Raw genomic sequence first — 20,561 nt, forward strand, 5'->3', positions numbered from 1 at the left:
GACGGCAGCGGCTCAGCTCAGGGTATCTGAGCCGATCTCGACCGGCATATCAGGATCATAATCCTGGCTTGCAATACCGCCTATTACCTCAAACCAATGCTCTGCCCCCACCCCCTTTGGCGAGCGTTTAGTTGTTAGGTTTTCAGCAGTTAGTTGCTCACCTTGTCGAATACTATGTCTCGCGACGATTTTTTTTCTCACCACACCCTTTGTCGCCAGCTCTGGTGCCGTCGGCTGTTTTATGTCGCTGCCAAGTGCCACCTCAACGTTTCGGATTTGCCTGACCATTTCTTTAAACTGTGCAGGCTCAGATGATGCCGCATGATCCGGTCCGGGCATGGAGTTATCTAAGGTGATGTGTTTTTCAATGATCTTTCCCCCCAGTGCCACACTGGCCAGCGCGACTTCAGCGCCAAGCGTATGATCTGAATACCCCACAGGCAGACCAAACTGTTGCTTTAATGTTGTCATTGCATTGAGGTTCACTAGCTCCATTGCAGCCGGGTATTCGGACGTACAATGCAGTATCGCAATCTGCTGCTCATCCAGTCCACCAGCTTTAAGATGAGAGAGCGCAAATTCAACCTCTGCCAGGTAGGCCATTCCAGTAGATAGAATGACTGGCTTGTTTAGAGCGGCTATTGCTCTGAGGAATGGAACATTGGTGATCTCTCCCGAAGGGATCTTGATCCGCTTCACATCCAACTCATTCAATAAATTGACGCTGATTAAGTCAAACGGAGATGACATAAACTCAATATCGTGCTGTTGGCAATACTGGATCAGTTCAATGTGCTGCTGTTTATTCAGCTCAAGCTTTTTAACCATCTCGAACTGCGTTTCTTCAGCACATGTGGTTTGTTGCTGATAAGCCGCTTTGGGCGTGCTTTTCACCAACTCTTCTTCGGTAATAAAAGTCTGGAATTTGACAGCATCAGCGCCGGTTTCAACAGCCACGTCGATCAGCTTTTTTGCTAATTCGAGGCTGCCATTGTGATTAACGCCCACCTCAGCGATGATAAAAACGGATTCGTATTGCATTATGCACCTATATCATAAAATTTTTTTCGGCAGTTAATCGGCCATTGTACTTTTTTCAATACTTCAAGGACTTTATCGACCGTGTGACCATCACCATAAGGGTTCATCTCACGGCTCAGATGCGTCAGAAACTGTGCATCTGATGCCTTATCTACTGCATTCAGTATGGCTTTTTTATCGACCTCAACGTCAATAACATTAACACCGCGTGTGCGGCCCGCTTGCCGGTTACCAATATTGATGGTGGGCTTACCAAACGATGGCGCCTCTATCAGTCCACTTGAAGAATTTCCGAACACCATCGCACAATGTTTAAGTGCTGACAGATAACGTTTAAACCCTAGTGATGCAATTAAACATACGCGCTCGCTATGTTGTTGCCTGAACGCACTGAGCAAAGGAATAAAGGCTTCTCCGGCCTCATCATTGTTTGGAAATGTAATGATGACCTTGTAAGTCGCCATCAGCGCATCAAGCGCAGATAAGACCTCGGTCAATTGCTGTTTACCTGTCAGCGCTCCATCTTTAGGCACCGGGTGAAAAGTAAAGAGGATAAAGGGGCTGTCTAATGAAAAACCAAGGCTTTCTGCCAGCTCTGTTTGTGACAAAGTACTGCAACGGCGTATATTTTCTAACCCTGGCTCACCAACATTAAACACCGTTGAGGGCGGCTCGCCTAACTGGATCACCCGGTTGCGGTGCGATTCGTTAGAAACAAAGTGCAGTTGCGACATCTTGGTCAGGGTATGGCGAACAGTGTCATCAATAACCCCTTCGGTGATTTCTCCACCTGAGAAGTGAGACACGGGAATAGACATCAGCGCAGCTGCCGACACTATGCCCAGTAGTTCATATCGGTCACCCATGACCATTACCAAATCCGGTTCGCGACGCGCAAACACATCTGCAAAGCTCATCATACCCAGGGCCGATGATTTTGCCTTCGCACAGCGACTGCTGCCGGCAAGCATAATATCGACACACTCAGTGATTTCGATTGCCTCACCTTCGATTTCGTTGAGCGTATAACCCTGCTCGGGCACCAGGTGATTACCCGTTACAACCAACTCAAAATTGAAGTGTTCAGATGTGTGTAACGCTTTTATCAACCAGTAAAGTACGCCAAACTCGGCTCGGGAGCTGGTGATCAGCATGATTGTCGGAAGCTGCGTTGGCGGCTTAATTGTCATGGCTTACATAAATCCAATTTTTTTAATTATTTATCTATTCTAACAGATTTGCGCTAAGACCAAAAAAATGCAAACCGAATCAGGCGTGAATTAAGCAAACCGCGACTATTCACGCCTGACAGCATCTTGTCTTTATCTCTGGGCATGCTTATAAACATCCAGGATCACGTCGTTCATAAAAAAGATGTCGCCACGCGCTTTCCCAAAAAGCTGAATGTTGCTCACCGTCGCCTTGACTGTCTCCAGTTGCTCTTTTTGCAGCGCACGGAATGCATGTGTCGGGACAGGAAAGCTGTTTGGAATAAAATCTGAGGTGGCAAAACGTAATTTGCTATCCGATGGAAAAACGCCGCAGGCCTTAAGTTCATCTAAGATCGCCTGTTCATCCGGTGCCGACTGAGACGAGCCCGCAGCTCTGAACAACTCAACCGTTGCCCTGAAGCCATTAGCATCTCCATGACCCTGCATATTTGAATACAGCGTCGTCCTGAAATGACTATATTGCGGATCATAATTGCAATAATAATGCATTGCCGTCGATGGAGGGTGGTCAACTATCAGGTGGATCAGATAAGAGTCTAAAAACAATAATGGTTCGGCCGGTTTGCTTAGTGTGACAGGTAGCAACTTGAGTAAACTAAACAAGGGGACAGTCCAGGTCACGAGCTGTGTGGCAACACGTTGATCGCCAATGGTCAAAGCGGAGATCTTCCCTTCCTGATACTCAATGTCTGAGATCTGAGTTCCCAAAGACAAAGTACCACCCATAGAAACAAACTTATCCAACAGAATATCAACCCAGGCACCAACTCCGCCTGACTCGGGGTAAAACCGCGCCTGGCCCGTTTTGCCCTCGTGAAAAGAACGAAATGCCAATACCTCATCCAGCAAGGGTAACTGTTTCAGCATTCGTACTGCTTGCGCACTGTACCCCTGCACTCGCGCCAGCCCGAATAACAGATGTGAATCAGCGGTCAAATGACTGGCGCACTGGAAGAATAGCTTTTCTGCAGCGGGGATCATGAGTTGTTCACTGATTGTTTTGCCAAACTGGCAATGCAACTGCTCAGCTAGGCTGGCATAGTGCGCTTTGCACGACGCTGTGGCTTCAGTTAGTTCATAAAGGCCCCGAAAATAATCGGCTTCTGGTAACACTGCGGCATCGACAACAGGAGATATCTCCCCTAGCTGACCATGCACAAAATGTCCGCACTGGAGTCCATCAAATTCTATCCACGCGCCGTCTCTTACTTCTGCAAACAGTAAGTCGTCCAGCGCTTCATCACCCAATTCACACAATAAGTGGGTGCCATAGTCAAATGTATGCCCTTGTGGGGTTTGGAACGAGCGCATCAGGCCACCAGCCTCAGTCGCATTGTCGACTAGCAGTACCTTACGCCCATGCTGCGCTTTTACCAGACCCGCCACAATACCGGCAATGCCAGCCCCTACTACAATATCGTCGTAACTATCTTTCATCTGTTCACCTAACGTCGCAATACAGCACATCTAAGTCATGTCAAAGGTGTGCATTTCACAAGCCAATCCTTAAATCACTGTTCACAGCCTTTCGTAATGATCTTAACCAGTCCATTAGAATTTAAGTCATATTTAAGCAACTTGATACCTGTCAAAGACTTGTGAATAACAATTGACTTAAACAGTCGTTTTCCAAACGCAGCGGCTCTACAATACCGGCGTGCTCGGTAAGTTAACCAGGCGATCGCTCAACCACTCACTCACCGTCAATGGACCACTTAATGAACCTTGATACATAGGCAACCGATTCATTAATTGCCATACTGGCCGAGTTAATACTTTCTCTGCGTTGGTCGAGCGTAATAAAGCCTCTTTTTCTTCACTGGACGGACAAATAACAGCATTTAGCCAGTAATTGGAGCGCGCATAGCTTGGCTCTGTAACAAACTCATAATCAGTCGCATGGAAAAAAGCTTCATAGCGCGCAGCCAATGCTCTTTTTTGTGCTAGAAATGCATCCAACTTGCTAAGTTGCGCACATCCTAACGCCGCATTGAGGTTAGGCATCCGAAAGTTGAATCCGGGTTCATCGTGATAATACTCATATGGGTGAGGTACCTTCGCAGTCGTCGTCAGGTGCTTAGCGCGGCTCCCCAGCTCACCACTATTACACAATAAAGCGCCGCCTCCACCTGTGGTGATGATTTTGTTGCCATTAAAACTCAGCGCCGCAAGGCAACCAAAGGTGCCTGTATGTTGGCCTTTATACCATGAGCCGAGGCTCTCTGCAGCGTCTTCAACCAGTACCAGGTTCCACTGTTCACACAGCGCCGCCAGCTCATTAAGCTGAACGGGGTGACCAAAGGTATGCATTGGCACCACAGCTCGAATGATCTGTTTCGTCTTTCGATGTCGACAGTGACCGTCGCTATCCAAAAATGCATGCTGGGTTAAATAGTCTGCCATGGCCTCTGGGCATAAGCCCAGGCTGGTACGATTAACGTCTATAAATAACGGTGAAGCTTGCAGATGGTGGATCACGTTACAGGTCGCCACAAAGGTGAGCGCCTGAGTAATCACCAGATCGCCTGGTTGCACACCTGCCATATAAAGCGCGGTATGCAGCGCAGCACTACCATTAACCGTCGCAATAGCCTGCCTGGCGCCACAATAGTCTGCAAGCTGCCGCTCAAACGCATCGACATACTGCCCTACACTGGAAACAAAGCTTGATTCAATCGTCTGCATTACCTTGTGTTTTTCGAAATGGTCAAACGTCGGTTGATGCAGAGGTATCACACCATTGGTTTCATAGTATGCGCGGATGTGCGCTATCAGCTCTTTTGAAATCGACATTACATTTTCTCTTCCAGTGAGCGCCCTAATTCCAGATGGGCAAATTCTGGCAATAATTGTTCAAATAATGTGACCAACTGCGCTTTTGTCCATCGTCCAGATTGTCGCAGATCGCTGACTGCAGTTGCAAAAGCATCTAATTGCGCCTCATCAAAGGAAGCTTGTTGCTTTATCACGCCAAGATTAGTGAAGCGCGCTAAGTCCAGGGTTTCCTGCTCAGTGAAAAATTCTTCCTGGGGTTTCTCCCCAGAGGTATTTGATTCACTGAATAAGCATGGCCACTTGCCCGCCTTTGGTAACTCTGACATCAGCGCTCTAGCTTGCTCCTCTGAGTCACACTGGTAAGGCTCGTAGTCATAATATGCCAGATAGCGCTGGGCAATATCAGAAAAGGTTTGCAGGTGTAGCTCATCCCTTAGTTTTGGGAAAAAGATATCTAGGTTGTGGCCCAGCAAGCAAGATAACAAGCACAACTGGCCCGATTCTTCCGGCGTTATAAAGTAACGCATGATGTCTTTAGGTGCGACGATCGGCTGACGCTTCTTGAGTCGCATGTCAAACCCATGTAATAAGGAGCCGTCACTGAAAGCCACATTGGCAAAACGCGCCATCGACACAGGCAGTTTCGCGCTGCCACGCATCAAAAACAGCTCCATAATCCGCTTACTCGCCCCCATCATATTCACTGGATTAGCTGCTTTATCGGTAGAGACGCTGAAATACTTTTTCGCATTCTTTTGAATGGCCTGCGCATGGGTCTTCTGCGAGTTAAAGATATTGGTCTCTATCATTCTCATGAGGGTGAAAGGGTCTTTCTCGCTACGTACATGTTTTAATGCAGAGAGATTCAGTACATAATCGTAATCTGACTGTGCAGAGAGAAACGCTGCAAACTCTAGTGAACCAATATCCAATGTGAAGGTTTTAAATTCGCCCTCGATATATCCTAAGGAAGAGCGAATATCACGCACTAATTCCACTAAGTTGTTTTCGCTAATATCAATAACATGTAGCAGCTTCGGCTGGCGTTTAAATATTTCTTTGCTAACCGCCTGACCAATTGTGCCAGCTCCGCCCAGTACTAAAAATCTTGACTGGCGAACCAAGTTACTGAGCGATTCGCGATGTGTCGATATATCTTCGTCAAGCAGGCCGCTGGAGCGGCCAATCAGGTGTAGAGTATCCATTTATCTGTCTTCGTTACGGTACTTAGGCAAGGTGAAATCACACTTGGTATGCCAGTTCAGGGCAAAATCCTCTCTGATTTCTTTGAGGAACTCTAACCAGATTGCAAAGCCGCGTTTAAAGTGCACCATGGTTTCTTTTTCGTTTTCAAAAAAGTACATCATAGTCATCAACGGACAGTGGAAATACAGCAAGGTGCCTTTTATCAAGTGAAAGAAGTGAGGGTGTACAGATTTGCGATAAGCATACACCACTCTTTGTTGTGCTTTAAGCAGCTCATTGGCTTCTTCTCTTGTTGCGAACGGACGCTCACCTATTTCAATGAGGTAATCACACAGCTGTTGATACTCTTCAATTGCCATGCTTTTCTCTGCATCCTGCAAGTCGATTGGCTGAAAGTGTGCTTGCTTAAGTGCTTCAACAGTCTGATGTTTATCCAAAGAAGACTTAGCGATTAAAACTTGCTCTTCACGCAGTGGAATAGCATCACGGATCTTGGCACCTTCTCCAACATTATAAATACGACTACCGGGCGCGCTGTGGGCCAGTCTGTCTAACATTGCTTTGGATAGCGCCAATAAGGGTGTTGCCAGCACATCATCACCAAAGTTACCCTCCAGTTTAATGGTTGCACCAGCCATTGGTTTAAAACTGGATTTCAGCTGTTCATCATTGTAGATACTGAGTTTAGAGTGCGTGCTGCCTTTTTGCGTATAGCCATTGTCAACACCAATCAAATAGATATCTTCAAAACCCATGGATACGGCATAGGCCGCTGCTGTGTTTGAAACCAGAGGACCACATGCAGGCAACGAGGTCACGCTTAGTCCATAGCGTTTAAGCGTTTCCATAGTTAAAAATGCCGAAGCCGCTTCGGGCCCTTTAAGGCCGATCCCAGTCCATTTATAAAGCTTAGGAACATCGGGATGCATGACATCGACAGCCAATAAATTGGTGTCTCCATACCCCTCTTCAGGCTCAATATGCAGTAAGACATCGTAGGTTGCCTGGGTACGTTCTACCAGTACATGAAAATCGGGTTTAATGCCCGCTTTCATCAGACTTTGAAACGCGGTGCCACCCGCAATGATAATCGCATCATCCTGGTGTGCCCTGAGAAGTTCAATGGATTCATCTAGTGACGGACCATTGCCGACGACAAATACCGGAATTTGCTGAGCCAGCTTCTTTCCTTTAAAACGTGGAAATAAGAAGCTCGCGCCCTGCTCCGCATTGAGCACAGCGTGTGCAAGACCGGTGATTGCATCATTATAGAACCCAAAACCTTGATGAAGCTGATAATAATTATCGAAAAAGGCTTTAATCAGGTTGGTGATTTCATCAGACGGATAATGCTGATAACAAAAGCTGTTAATGATAGAGAAAATACCAATATCTTCAGCGACTTTAAAAATTTCGTTGAAAAAATCCTGATAATCTATACCCAGATGCAAAAATAAACACCCACCTTGCTCATCAATGGTGGTAATGATTTCATCCCAGTCAATGCAAAATAGACTGGCAAAAAAGAGTTCAAGGTCTGGCTCACAAATAAAAAGATAGTCAAATTTATGACGCTGCAACAGCTCAGTAATGTGATACCCTAGCCCTATGCCAAACACTATGGCGCTGGGAAATACCTCGGGTAATGAATCTAGCCGCTTGCCACCGGTGCGCTTGATACTGGAGAGTATTTCAACCAGTTTGACCATATAACGTACATGAACACGTTTGTCTGTGCTTTGCCAGGGCGTTGCCTCAAAGTAATCTGTCCTGCCAAAGTTAGCATGCTCAGTATAATGTGCGACTTGCTCTTTTGCCTGAGCAACGGGATCGTCACCATACAAGGGCACATCTTTGCCATTTGGCAAGAAGTTACCGTGACCGGACTGCGTGACATGGATACAAAAATCTTCGCGGGTCTGAAAGCGCTCTATACTGTTGGCAATTTCTGGGTAATATTTACGAAATGCAGCGAGATTGCGTTCGAAACGGGGATTAGCTTGTTCGGCAAAGATTTGCTCACGCTCTTTTTGCTGTTGTGTCGCGAGCAACTTCTCTTCTGCAGCCTCCAACATTTGTTGAAGATCGAGGTTAACGTCTGAGGTCATGTTATGAGCCTGTCTATTACTTACTTAAATTAGCATACATGCCAGCAAGTAAAATGCCAACTAAATGATAGAAAACAAATTTTTTCTAAAGGTTGGCCCTGTAGGCTTTCAACTTTCCAGTGTTGCGCCGAAAAGTAACTAACTGATCCTTGATCTGCTCTTTCGCTCTTGCAACTTGAGTCAGCACAGTGCGAAAGGCTTGTTCAAAACGCACCATCTTTTCCTGGTGCTCAACCCATTGATGCTGCTCAATAGCATGCAAAAGCTCAGAAATTTCCACAACTCCTTCCTGAGCCTTGCCATATTCTTCTTGTTCAATGGCTTTTGTTGCATCGTCTAGCTTTACAAACAAGCCATCAATATCAACCATAGCTTGACTCGCTGGACTGCTGATTCAGTGTTTCCATGCGGACATCAACGGGAATGGCATCCCACGCCGATTTAATTTCTTTAAGCAAACCCGACACCTCATCGACAATCGATGCATCGTTTTTCATGGTCGCATCTACCAGGCGATCCAGCATGTAGCTATACAGTGCATACAGGTTTTCTGTCACTTCACCACCAACTTCGAAGTCCAAAGACGCTCGTAGGGCCTCGATGATAGCTGACGCTTTCGAGATATGTTCAGCTTTTGCTTCAAAATCCATTTTCTCAATCGCAACTTTACCAAGCACCATTTTTTCTAGTGCTCCTGCCATCAGCATTTGAATAATTTCGTAGCGATCAGCACCTGCTACGCGCGTTTTTAGCGCCTCTTTTTGATAATTTCTTACTTTTGCATTATACATGGCAACACTCTCTATTTACGATTTAGAACTGGTAAAGCCTGGTAGACTGGCCAGCTGAGAACCCAAGTAAGTCTGAGTTTGTTGCATTTGCGCAAGCAACACATCCAACCCAGCGTACTTTTTCCTCAATCCTGCTTCTAGCTCACCCATTTTTTCATTTAAGTCGATTTTGTCTGCATCAATGTCTTTTATCTGCTCATTAAGGTTGTTTTCTCTTTCTTTCAACAACCCCTTTGGCTTGACATACTCCTCGAGCAAAGACTCCATCTGCTTTGCGATACCATTATCACCTGCAAAAGCCTTGCCAATATCGTCGAAGTTTTCATCCATAGCTTCATTAAGGCTCCGCACCAGTGACGATTTTTCCAGATAACCATCTTTCTTTACACCGATCCCCATATCAAATATCGTTTCAAATGGGCCTGCATCAGTGAGGGTTCCCCCTAATGTATTAATCAGTTGCGCGCTCAATGAGCGCATACTGGCATCACCATTGAGCGGTTTACCTATACGCGTTTGCAAACCAATCTGGCCGATCAAATTGTTGTAATTAGTGATTAACTCATCCACTAACTTGTTAACACTTTCACGGTCAACATCTACGTTAAGTTTGGCTGTTTCCCCTGCCTCACTCTCGCGCACCGCCTTAATCGTCAAATCTTCTACTGCATCTTTGAATGTATTTGAGCTGTTGTTGATTGTAATACCATCTACAACAATAATGGCATCCTGTGCAGCATCATTAGCCGGGTCGATGGCCATACCACCGCTACCAGCACCACCGCCATTGGCATCGGTAGACACATTATCCAGCTCGGCATTGTCGTTTGTAACTTTAAGGTCATTACCAGCGCCAGTAATATTCGACGTGAGCACCAACTTACTTCCTACACCAACTATACCAGTATTAACAATATTGGCAGTCACACCAAAATTTGTATCGGCATCATTGATAGCATCACGCAGCTCAGACAAGGTCATGTCTGCAGTGACATCCAAAGTAAACGACTTATCAGCCCCAGCTTCAAAGGTCAGTGTGCCACCTGATGCAGAAACAACATCATCAGCAGAAGTAAACAGGCCATCGCCCGATACGGCGCGACTTCCCTGTGCAAGCTGCTGTACCTCTATCTTAAATGAACCGGTAGAAGTACTGGATGAAGGTGTTGCTGAAATTAAGTCCCCACCACTAGGTTGAGTAATGTTGGCTGTACGCTTGCCAAAGTTATCCATATCAGCCAGCTTTTCGAAAGTATCTTGTAATTTAGATAACGCCGACTTCACTTCACCGATAGACGAAAGTTCGACTTTCAAAGAGTCTTCTTTTTCCAGCAATCGCTGCAGTTTTGGGTTTCTTTCGGCGCTGACGGTCGCACTAATAATGCTTTCCAGATCAAGGCCTGAACCAATACCTGCTGATGTAATAAGTGGCATAACTATACTCCAGTTCCTGCTTATTAAGCAGTGTGATCAAAAATCAACCCTTTACCCTTTATGGTATCGGCAAAGTCATCCAGAGCTTTAGCAATTTCCCTGATATCTTCAGAGGGGATCTCGCGGATCACCTCATCACTGTCTTTGTCAATAACCCGTATAAAAGGAGGGTCTCCCGATTCGTCAAACTCAAATGATAAGTTTGTTGAAGTGACAGGAATAATTTCATTTAACTTATCCAAACTGGCTTTAACGTCAACACTTTGTAATTGTTGCGCTTCGGCCAACTGCTGGTTGACGCTCGTTTGTTTCTGTTCTTGCGCTTCTATTTTATTTGCGTGTTCGACGGGGCTCGGAGAGTCTTTTAACTGGAGACCTTCCGAGCTATTAATCAGTTCCTTGCGAGAAGCAGAAGAGAAGTTACCATTTTGCTGTAATAAAGCTAGATCGTTCATACGAAAAACCTCTCTTAAAACCTAACTTACTTAAATATAGGCCAAGTCTGACGAGAGTCTGGACTTGGCCCATCAGCTTATCCCAATAGCGATAAAGCCACCTGAGGACGTTGATTTGCCTGACTCAGAATCGAAGTACTTGCCTGTTGCAAGATCTGCATTTTAGTTAGGTTAGCAGTTTCTTGTGCAAAGTCAGTATCCTTAATACGCGAACGTGCTGCGCTCAGGTTCTCTGAGATGTTCGATTGATTTCGGATAGTCGATTGAAAACGATTTTGCACAGCGCCTAATTCGGCACGCTTTTTGTCAACCACAGCAATAAGCGCATCCATCCCTGCCATCACAAGCTGTGCACCAACCTGAGTCGATACACTTATTCCTGTTTCAGTAAAGACTGATGCGTATGTATCAGATGCAGTATATGCCGAATCCAACGCTGACAAAGTAGCTTGTTGCGCAGTGCCAATAACCCCCACAGATGGCGCACCATGCAACGCTTTACCTGTGACTGTAGAGGCTGCACCGGCAATTCCTGACAGTGTAAAGCCACCGTTTGCAGTCAATGAATTTCCCGCCGCCGTTCCGCCTACCTCTTCCATACTAAACGCAATCGTTTGAGCTGCATCAGCACCAACCTGGAAGCTTGCCTGATAGGTGCCATCCAGCAAGTTTTGACCACCAAAAGTAGTGTCTGTCGCCACTCGGTTAACTTCGCCTACTAGAGAACGAATTTCTTCTTGCAGTGCCAGACGGTCTTCATCTGTGTTGGAACCATTAGCTGCTTGTTGCGACAAAGTTCTGACACGCTGGAACATCGAAGTCATTTCATCCAGCGCCCCCTCTGCAGTTTGCGCCAGTGAAATGCCGTCATTGGCATTTCGAATGCCTTGGTCCAGACCATTTACCTGGCTTGTCAAACGGTTTGATATCTGCATACCAGCCGCATCATCAGATGCGCTGTTAATTCTGAAACCCGAGGATAACCTTTTGAAAGATGTATCCAGAGAGTTCCCTGAATTCATCAGCTGACGCTGAGCATTCAGGGACATTACGTTGGTATTAACGTATAAAGCCATAATAGCCTCCGCTTTATCTATGTGATAGCACGAGAGCGGGATACCCCTACCCTGCCCAAGTACCAATTTAGAGCTCTAAACTTAGTTCTCTAATTCGGCTATCGACCTGACAAGCAGAAACTTTAGCTTTTTTCTAAAAAATTTTAATAAAGTCGAAATTATCCTTGCAGCAAGCTCAATGCAGCCTGCGGCCGCTGATTTGCCTGGCCAAGAATTGTCTGACTTGCCTGTTGCAAGATCTGATTTTTTGTCAGTTTTGCGGTTTCTAGAGCAAAGTCAGCATCTTTAATTCGAGATTTCGCAGCATTCAGGTTTTCTGAGATGTTAGCCTGGTTTCGAATGGTCGACTGGAAACGGTTCTGTACCGCACCCAACTCGGCACGTTTTTTATCTACCACGGCTATCATTGCATCTATTCCCGCCAGTACCAGCTGCGCGCCAACCTGACTGGATACACTGATCCCGGTCTCGGTAAATACACTAGCAAAGGTATCTGATGCGGTATAGGCTGAGTTTAGTGTTGACAACGTGGCCTGCTGAGCAGTCCCGATGATACCAACTGAGGGCGCGCCATGCAGCGCTTTGCCGCCAACCGTAGATGCCGCACCGGCAATCCCTGACAGCGTAAAGCCACCGTTTGCACTAATAGAATTGCCAGCTGCCGTTCCACCCACCTCTTTCATCGTGAAGCCAATGGTTTGAACTGCGTCAGCCCCAACCTGGAAGCTAGCTTCATAGGTACCATCTAACAGGTTCTGACCACCAAAAGTGGTATCGCTGGCTATACGGTTTACTTCAGAGGAAAGCTGACGGATCTCTTCTTGAATAGCAAGGCGGTCTTCATCTGTATTCGAACCATTTGCCGCCTGTTGTGCCAAAGTTCTGACTCGCTGGAACATAGAGGTAATTTCTTCCATAGCACCTTCTGCGGTTTGCGCCAGTGAAATACCATCATTGGCATTTCGATTGCCTTGATTCAGACCCAGGATCTGCGACTGTAATCGATCAGAGATCTGTAACCCTGCCGCATCATCAGCCGCACTGTTGATCCTTAAACCAGAGGACAAACGTTTGAAAGACGTATCCAAATCATTACCAGAATTCATCAGCTGTCGTTGCGCATTTAATGAACTCACATTAGTATTTACAAATAAAGCCATAATTCACTCTCTTAACTTGTCAAATTGGTCTAAGTGACTTAGACACTACAATGACAAAGCGGCATATCAGCATTAGACTACCTTTACGGGGCAATCAGTTGCCACTTTGACGCAAAATTGTATATGTCGATAAATAAGCAGGTAGCGTGCCAATATGTCATACCTATCATTTTATGGCCCTGAGTTACCAAGTTGTCCGAGTCAACCGCTAACCTAAATGTAGACCTGAGAAAACGCAGTGGCGCCTGCGGATAGTTAGTCGACATTAATACATGCAGACTAAGCGTCAGTTTTGTGCTAACAACATCCGTAGAATTTATTGCATCGGTGTAAAAGGAAAAAAGCCACCGCAATGCGGTGGCTTATTAAGATTGAGAGTGAGTCAATTTTTTGTACATAGACTTGGCATGAACTATGCATTTATAAAACGAGTTCATATTCATATGAACGCTATTGGATTTAAGCTCCTCCGCTTTATCGTCCAATACGGTGTCTGAGTCAATTACCCCTTCGGGCTCAGACGCCATTTTCCTTACCTATTATCCCAGAAGACTTAGTGCAGCCTGTGGACGCTGGTTAGCCTGACTAAGAATGGTCTGGCTTGCTTGTTGCAGAATCTGCATTTTGGTCAGATTTGCTGTTTCCTGTGCGAAATCAGTGTCTTTAATCCGAGATTTCGCAGCAGACAGGTTTTCAGAAATATTCGACTGATTACGAATGGTTGACTGGAAGCGGTTTTGTACCGCACCTAGCTCAGCACGCTTTTTGTCAACAACCGCAATCAGCGCGTCCATACCTGCCATAACTTGCTGTGCACCTACTTGGCTCGATACACTGATACCTGTTTCAGTGAATACCGAAGCAAACGTATTTGATGCAGTATAAGCTGAATCTAACGCAGACAGCGTCGCTTGTTGCGCTGTGCCGATAATACCTACCGATGGTGCACCGTGCAATGCTTTACCAACTACGGTCGAAGCCGCACCTGCGATACCCGACAGTGTAAATCCGCCGTTAGCAGTCAGTGAGTTACCCGCCGCTGTACCGCCTACTTCTTTCATAGTGAAGCCGATAGTCTGTACTGCGTCTGCACCAACCTGGAAGCTTGCTTCATAAGTACCATCAAGCAAATTCTGTCCACCGAAAGTTGTATCAGAGGCAACCCGATTCACCTCACTCATCAATGAACGGATCTCTTCTTGGATTGCTAGGCGATCTTCATCCGTATTAGAGCCATTAGCAGCCTGTTGAGATAGTGTTCTTACACGTTGGAACATCGAAGTAACTTCTTCCATCGCTCCCTCAGCGGTTTGCGCAAGTGAAATACCGTCGTTTGCATTGCGGTTACCTTGGTTAAGGCCATTGATTTGTGAAGTCAAACGGTCAGAAATTTGTAGACCTGCAGCATCGTCAGCTGCACTATTAATACGAAAACCAGATGATAAACGCTTGAATGATACATCTAGTGCATTACCAGAATTATTTAATTGTCTCTGTGCGTTCAATGAACTAGCGTTTGTATTTACATAAAGTGCCATGATCTTTCTCCTAGTGTAAACTTAATATTTACTCTCAAACTTATGTCTTAAAGCCTTCGATTCATTTTTACTCTCCGGCTTGGTTAATTAAGTTATCGGGCGGCAAAAAAAATCCTTTAGCTCTTTTTAAAAAAAACATTTAACCTTTTGTAAAGTATATATTTATTATTATTTTTTGTTGTTTTAGGCTTTTTATAATGGCTAAATATAAATATCAAAATGAAAAAACTATAATCATTAGTAATCTATTTTTCACCTTCTTGTTTACAGGATAATAAAAAGCCGCCCTTTAAGGCGGCTTTTTTTACAATAGTTCGTTACCTTATATATTCTAGTAAAGATAGATTAGTTAAGCGACCAAATGTTGCTTGTGAAGCTTGTAAGGCTGTTTCATGTTTTGTTAACTCTGTGATTGCTTCAGCCATATCTAACTCTATAAGTTCAGCTTTTGCTAATTTGTTATTTATATCTAGGTCATTATTTGCTTCTGTTATTCTTGTGGCTGTATTTAACCTTCCACCTAAACCCGACTGAGTTTGTGACACTAAATTTTTCGAATTTTCAATCCCAATCATTGCATCAGCAAGAGCTTGCCTATAGTCATCATCATTTATAGTACCATTATTCAGTGTTGTAATAAGATTATCCAAAGTATTCAGAACATTGTCTTTCTGCGGCGGTGCCAAATCAAACTCTACAGTTCCGGTCGCAACTGAATCCATACTAAACTCCATACCTGCCACTTGAATATTCGCTTGCGAAAAATTACCAGTATCTATAACAGTTGCACCTTGCCTTAAAGTGAAAGTATTCGGCGTACCAGCAGTCATATCTAATGTAAACGTATTTGAACCAGCAGGTGCTGTTGGATCAGGGTTATAATTGGCCTTATGAAACTGATCAAATGGTCCTTGTTCTTTAACATACACTGACGCGCTTGAAATGCCGCCTGTCACTGTTAAACCTGTATTTGATACCACATTCAATCTTTGCTCTACACTCTCAAATACATCGAAGCCGTTATCACTCGACTTTATCTCGACCCCTTCTGCAACCTTTATTTTGTGTTGGCCCTGATCGCCGTTATACGCATAACGACCATTGGTACTGTCATAAGAAAAAGTTTTAGTATTATCTTGATATCCAGAAAAAATATAACGACCGTCTTCACTCTTTGCATTCATTAAATCAAGGACAGCTGTTTTAATTGCACTTAACTCTTCTGAAAGTGCTGCTCTATCTGGTTTGGTTAATGCACCGTTACCCGCTTGAACTGTTAACACATGCGCACGCGTTAAAGAGTCTTTTATATTCTCTAATACCCCTTCTTGAGTATCTAATCGACTTTTTAGCATCGTTAGATTTTTGGTGTACTGTTCGTTAGTCTGGATCTTGTCACCATATAACAATGCACGAGCCATCGCAGAAGGGTCATCCGAAGCACTTAAGACACGCTTTTGGGTAGTTACTTGCTCCTGTGCTTTGTTAACTTCCTGCTGGTTATTCAAGATTGAGTTTAGGTTGTTCTTATAAATCATATTATGAGATAAACGCATAGTTAATTACCTCGTCGCACTTAAAAGGGTATCGAAAACAGTTCTAGCTGTTGTTATAATTTGAGCTGAGGCTGAATAAGACTGTTGGAAACGCAATAAATTGGCTGCCTCTTCGTCAAGGTTTACGCCAGACATTGATTCAAACCATGCCTCAGATTGTTCTGCTAAAGCCTCAAAAGCAGCGCCATTCGTTTTTGCTTGATTTGCTATTACACCAATTTCTGTTACTAACCCGGCATACGCTTCATTGAAAGTCTTTAAATTATCTGCCGTAGCAGTTGTAACAACATTTTGTCGAACCAATTCTTGTGAAGGTAATTTAGCCAACTCAAGCCCATTACGGTTATCATCAAATCCGCCTGTATTAAACTCTACAGTAAAAACATCCCCAACAGCTGGCGCTCCTTCAATATTAAAGTCGAAACCATAACTACTATATGGAGCACCTGCTTGTGCCAGAATATTTTCAGCTGGCGGAGTGATTGTAAAAGTATTTGTACCATTACCATCAACAATCTGATATTCATTGGCAGTAGCTGTTTTAGTAATCGTTATTGATCCCTGAGTCAGACTAGGCGGTGTGGCTGTAAAATTACTACCCGTACCAGTATTTGTTACAGAGCCTACTGAAATTGTTGCATTACTTGTATTATTTGCTTCTGTGATAGTTCTTATTGGTGATGCTAGTGCCAAACTTTCGGGTCTTTCAGTTGCCAACTCCATAGTAGAAGCAGCTGTTGAGTTGAGCTTAACCAAGAAGCTATCCCCTGTGTTTGCTGTGCCAGAAACGTTCATTTCAAGACCAAATGACTCTCCGCTCGTGATTGTGCTTGAGTCAATTACGCCTGCTGTGACATTAGCCGTTGATGGTGTGCCAATTATATTACCCTTGCTATCAACAGCTGCTATTTCAACCGTGGTTGCACTAGTAAAAGTAACTCTAAAATCAGTAGGGGGTATCTCAGCACCTTTGCCCGCTTCAAGCGTGGCATTAACAGAAGCAGAGCCTGTATTATCGGCATAAGCATAGCCCCCTACAGTGGGGATCGAGAATATATCACCACCAATATTTCCGTCTAGGTCCATACCTTTTTTATTTTGTTCATTAAATGCATCAGCTAATGCTAATCCAATTTGGCCTAATTGATTTTGAGCTGGGGATAAGATTTCATCTCTAAAAGCTAACAAGCCTCCCATTTTGCCTTTAAGGGTGCTGATATCAATATCTAATTCAACAGCCCTACCATCAGGAGTATCCAACTTTAACTGTTTTATATTTGGGTCTGGATCACCATCCATGTCAAATGTATTGAATGTACCATTGACCATGACAAGTGACTGGCCTGATCCTAGAAAGACGAGTTTTTCATTATTTGGCCCATCTAGCGTTTCAATATCAACCAATTCGGCCAACTCTTTGATCGCTTCGTCTCGTTCGTTTATGACCGAATTACTAGTTGCTTCGCCAGTTTGCATTTGGGCTCCAACAACTTTGTCATTTAAGTTACTGATTTTTTGAATCAGATTATTAGCCTCATTAGCCATTATATGAAGCTGTTCATTAACGATGTTATTTTGGTCAAACACAATGCCCGAAAGACGGTCCATTTGGTCAACCAAGTTTTGCGCATCAGTCAAGAATAAAGAACGAGTCACTGTAGATGAAGGAAGATTCATTGCCTCTTGAAGGTTATTGAATAATGAATTAATACTGTTGTTAAGACTATTGGATTCTTCGCCAAATAATGTATCAACACGCGATGACTCTGTAACAAATTGCTCATAATAAGTTTTGTTTGAAATATCACGATTCAATTGTTTTTGAGCAAATTCATTGAGTAATCGCACAGTCTCGCCGCGGCCAACTTGATTCCCCACCATCGTGCTGTGTTCGGTTCTTTCACGAATATATCCTTTCGTGTTTAAATTAGATATGTTCCTACTTGTAGTCTGCAATAATTCAGTATTAGCCCTGATCCCAGCAGTACCAATATTCATTAGATTAAATGACATCTTAGTTAACTCCTTGACGTACTAGCGACGTTAACATTTGTTTAAATTCTCCACGCTGTAAGACATTTTTTATTTTTTGTGCATAATTAGGATCGGTAGCGTAGCCAGCTTTTTGAAGGTCATCTAAATATTGTTCTGGCTTATCTACATTATTGAGCGCTTTGCTATAACGAGGGTTACTCTGTAAAAAATCAACATAGTCATTAATACTTTCTTTTATAGAATCATAAGCTCTAAAGTTTGCTTGCTTCTTAACGGGCAGTCCCTGCTCAAACTCTAATGTCATTTTTTTGGCATGCTCTCCTTGCCAAGATCTATCCGCTTTAATATTGAATAAATTAAAACTGCTACCGCCATCCTGTTTAGGGATCACATGTTTCCCCCAGCCTGTTTCAAGGGCTGCTTGAGCTATCATAACGGCTGGGTTCAAGCCTATTTTTTGAGCCGCTGTTTTAGCGTGTTCCCACATTGAACTGATAAAGGATTCAGGAGAATCGAAATAAGGCTGCTCCACTGATTTTTCGGCTTTTTGAACAGGCTCAGGCTGACGGCGAATAAACTCAGGCTGTGACTCTGAAGATGGCTTTTGCATTGGCAGTTGAGCATCGTTTCTTAAAACGGTTGAGGGCTTATACCCATCCACATTAGGTGAAAGCTGTTTAACAATCAGATCGGCAAGACCCAAGCTACCTTTTTTAGATAATTCGAGTGATAATTGTTGGTCGTGCATTTCCTGAAAGAACTTTACCCCGCTTGAATTAAACGGGCTGTTTTTATCTTCCATGGCTTCATTAGCTTGACGCATACTCTTCATCAGCATTTGTGTGAAGATAGATTCAAAATGCTCTGCTGCTTTTTTTAGTGCTTCATTTGATGCTTGTTGATCGCCACCGCTTTTCAACGCATCTTGTCTAAGTGCATTTAGATCACCTAAATCAAAGAAGTTTTGCTTTTCTAACGGGTTGGTATTCATATTCATCAATTACACTAAATTACTCATATGCTAACAAAGCAATAATCGAGCCAAAAAAAGCCTCGCATTTGCGAGGCTAACTAACTGATTATAAGAGACACATTATATGACGACTAATTGACCATTAATTGCACCTGCCTCTTTTAGCGCTTCTAAAATAGCCATTAAATCTCCCGGTGCTGCGCCTACTTCATTAATCGCTCTAACTAAATCATCTAGGTTTACACCTGGGTTAAATACAAAGGCTCTGGAGTCGTCTTGATCAACATCGACAATACTCTGGCGCGTAACAACCGTTTCGCCATTCGCCAAAGACTGAGGTTGCGAAACCACTTGGTCTTCTGCAATGGTCACTGTTAAACCACCATGGGTAATTGCTGCAGGTTGAAGTTTCACATTTTTACCTATCACTATGGTACCTGTTCGTGAGTTCACAATGATTTTCGCTGAGGTATCGGCTGGTTTGAATTCAAGGTTTTCTAACGTGGCTAAATAGGCAACACGCTGAGAAGGGTCACGCGGTGCAATAACCCTTACCGAAGCGGCATCCATTGGCTTTGCACTGTTAGGGCCCACTAAGCCATTGATGGTATCTGCTAAGCGTTTTGCTGTTGTAAAATCAGGGCGGTTCAAATTGAAAGTAATAAAATCACCTTGTGTAAACGGGCTTGCTACGGCACGTTCTACTGTTGCACCGTTCGGTACTCGACCTACCGTTGGTGTATTAATAACGACTCGACTTCCATCAAGTCCTTCTGCGCCCAGACCACCGACAATTAAGCTCCCTTGTGCTATAGCATATACATTACCATCAACGCCCTTCAAGAAGGTTTGTAATAACGTACCACCACGTAAACTTCCCGCACTACCTATTGAAGATACTGTGATGTCAATATTTTGTCCTGGTTTCACAAAAGGAGGTAAATCTGCATGTACAGCAACCGCTGCAACATTCTTAATCTTTGGTTTTAGACTATCAGGTAATGTGATCCCAAAGCCATTTAACATGGCTTTAAAGCTTTGCTCAGTAAAACGTGATTGCTCACCCGTTCCAGGCAGGCCAACTACTAGGCCATAACCCACTAATTGGTTAGAGCGCACACCTTCAACCATACTCACATCTTTAATGCGTTCAGCATGCACAGCTTGACTCAGTACGAGCACACATGTTGCTAAAATAACTTTAAATAACTTCATAATAAT

17 protein-coding genes are annotated in these 20,561 nt (G+C 44.1%); all 17 read right to left on the reverse strand.

The window, feature by feature from the left end; genetic code table 11:
* Positions 1–12: 12 nt before the first annotated feature.
* The gene (neuB, locus tag CWB72_RS01210) at positions 13–1,041 is read right to left on the reverse strand and encodes an N-acetylneuraminate synthase (RefSeq protein ID WP_138628640.1); all 1,029 of its coding nucleotides are present in this window, start codon (positions 1,039–1,041) and stop codon (positions 13–15) included.
* On the reverse strand, positions 1,041–2,231 hold the full coding sequence (gene neuC / locus CWB72_RS01215; protein WP_138628642.1) for a UDP-N-acetylglucosamine 2-epimerase: 1,191 nt from the start codon (positions 2,229–2,231) through the stop codon (positions 1,041–1,043). The genes neuB and neuC overlap by 1 nt, the downstream gene beginning before the upstream one ends.
* A 132-nt stretch (positions 2,232–2,363) precedes the next feature.
* Positions 2,364–3,710, reverse strand: coding sequence for an NAD(P)-binding protein (locus tag CWB72_RS01220; protein WP_171037194.1), 1,347 nt, complete (start codon positions 3,708–3,710; stop codon positions 2,364–2,366).
* Positions 3,711–3,917: 207 nt separating this feature from the next.
* Positions 3,918–5,060 (reverse strand): LegC family aminotransferase, encoded by a 1,143-nt coding sequence (locus CWB72_RS01225; RefSeq protein WP_138628707.1) that lies wholly within the window; start codon positions 5,058–5,060, stop codon positions 3,918–3,920.
* 5 nt (positions 5,061–5,065) lie between these two features.
* Positions 5,066–6,253, reverse strand: coding sequence for a UDP-N-acetylglucosamine 4,6-dehydratase (locus CWB72_RS01230; protein WP_138628646.1), 1,188 nt, complete (start codon positions 6,251–6,253; stop codon positions 5,066–5,068).
* Positions 6,254–8,362: a motility associated factor glycosyltransferase family protein gene (locus CWB72_RS01235; protein WP_138628648.1), complete on the reverse strand. Its 2,109-nt coding sequence runs from the start codon at positions 8,360–8,362 to the stop codon at positions 6,254–6,256. It lies immediately after the preceding gene.
* Between the two features lie 85 nt (positions 8,363–8,447).
* On the reverse strand, positions 8,448–8,732 hold the full coding sequence (locus CWB72_RS01240; protein ID WP_138628650.1) for a hypothetical protein: 285 nt from the start codon (positions 8,730–8,732) through the stop codon (positions 8,448–8,450).
* Positions 8,725–9,153 (reverse strand): flagellar export chaperone FliS, encoded by a 429-nt coding sequence (gene fliS, locus CWB72_RS01245; RefSeq protein ID WP_138628652.1) that lies wholly within the window; start codon positions 9,151–9,153, stop codon positions 8,725–8,727. Before fliS ends, CWB72_RS01240 begins: the two co-directional genes overlap by 8 nt.
* Before the next feature lie 15 nt (positions 9,154–9,168).
* Positions 9,169–10,587: a flagellar filament capping protein FliD gene (fliD, locus tag CWB72_RS01250; RefSeq protein WP_138628654.1), complete on the reverse strand. Its 1,419-nt coding sequence runs from the start codon at positions 10,585–10,587 to the stop codon at positions 9,169–9,171.
* Positions 10,588–10,610: 23 nt separating this feature from the next.
* Positions 10,611–11,042: a flagellar protein FlaG gene (locus tag CWB72_RS01255; protein WP_138628656.1), complete on the reverse strand. Its 432-nt coding sequence runs from the start codon at positions 11,040–11,042 to the stop codon at positions 10,611–10,613.
* 77 nt (positions 11,043–11,119) lie between these two features.
* On the reverse strand, positions 11,120–12,118 hold the full coding sequence (locus CWB72_RS01260) for a flagellin (protein WP_138628658.1): 999 nt from the start codon (positions 12,116–12,118) through the stop codon (positions 11,120–11,122).
* A 158-nt stretch (positions 12,119–12,276) separates the two neighbouring features.
* Complete coding sequence (locus CWB72_RS01265; RefSeq protein ID WP_138628660.1) at positions 12,277–13,278, reverse strand: flagellin; 1,002 nt, start codon at positions 13,276–13,278, stop codon at positions 12,277–12,279.
* 539 nt (positions 13,279–13,817) lie between these two features.
* Positions 13,818–14,816, reverse strand: a complete 999-nt coding sequence (locus CWB72_RS01270) for a flagellin (protein WP_138628662.1) — start codon at positions 14,814–14,816, stop codon at positions 13,818–13,820.
* A 317-nt stretch (positions 14,817–15,133) separates the two neighbouring features.
* Positions 15,134–16,372, reverse strand: coding sequence for a flagellar hook-associated protein FlgL (gene flgL, locus CWB72_RS01275; protein ID WP_138628664.1), 1,239 nt, complete (start codon positions 16,370–16,372; stop codon positions 15,134–15,136).
* 6 nt (positions 16,373–16,378) lie between these two features.
* Positions 16,379–18,385, reverse strand: a complete 2,007-nt coding sequence (gene flgK, locus CWB72_RS01280; protein WP_138628665.1) for a flagellar hook-associated protein FlgK — start codon at positions 18,383–18,385, stop codon at positions 16,379–16,381.
* 1 nt (position 18,386) lies between these two features.
* Positions 18,387–19,358: a flagellar assembly peptidoglycan hydrolase FlgJ gene (flgJ, locus tag CWB72_RS01285; protein WP_138628709.1), complete on the reverse strand. Its 972-nt coding sequence runs from the start codon at positions 19,356–19,358 to the stop codon at positions 18,387–18,389.
* Between the two features lie 102 nt (positions 19,359–19,460).
* Positions 19,461–20,555 (reverse strand): flagellar basal body P-ring protein FlgI, encoded by a 1,095-nt coding sequence (locus tag CWB72_RS01290; protein WP_138628667.1) that lies wholly within the window; start codon positions 20,553–20,555, stop codon positions 19,461–19,463.
* Positions 20,556–20,561 lie beyond the last annotated feature (6 nt).

The organism is Pseudoalteromonas phenolica (assembly GCF_005886345.1).
Classification (GTDB): Bacteria; Pseudomonadota; Gammaproteobacteria; order Enterobacterales; family Alteromonadaceae; genus Pseudoalteromonas; species Pseudoalteromonas phenolica_A.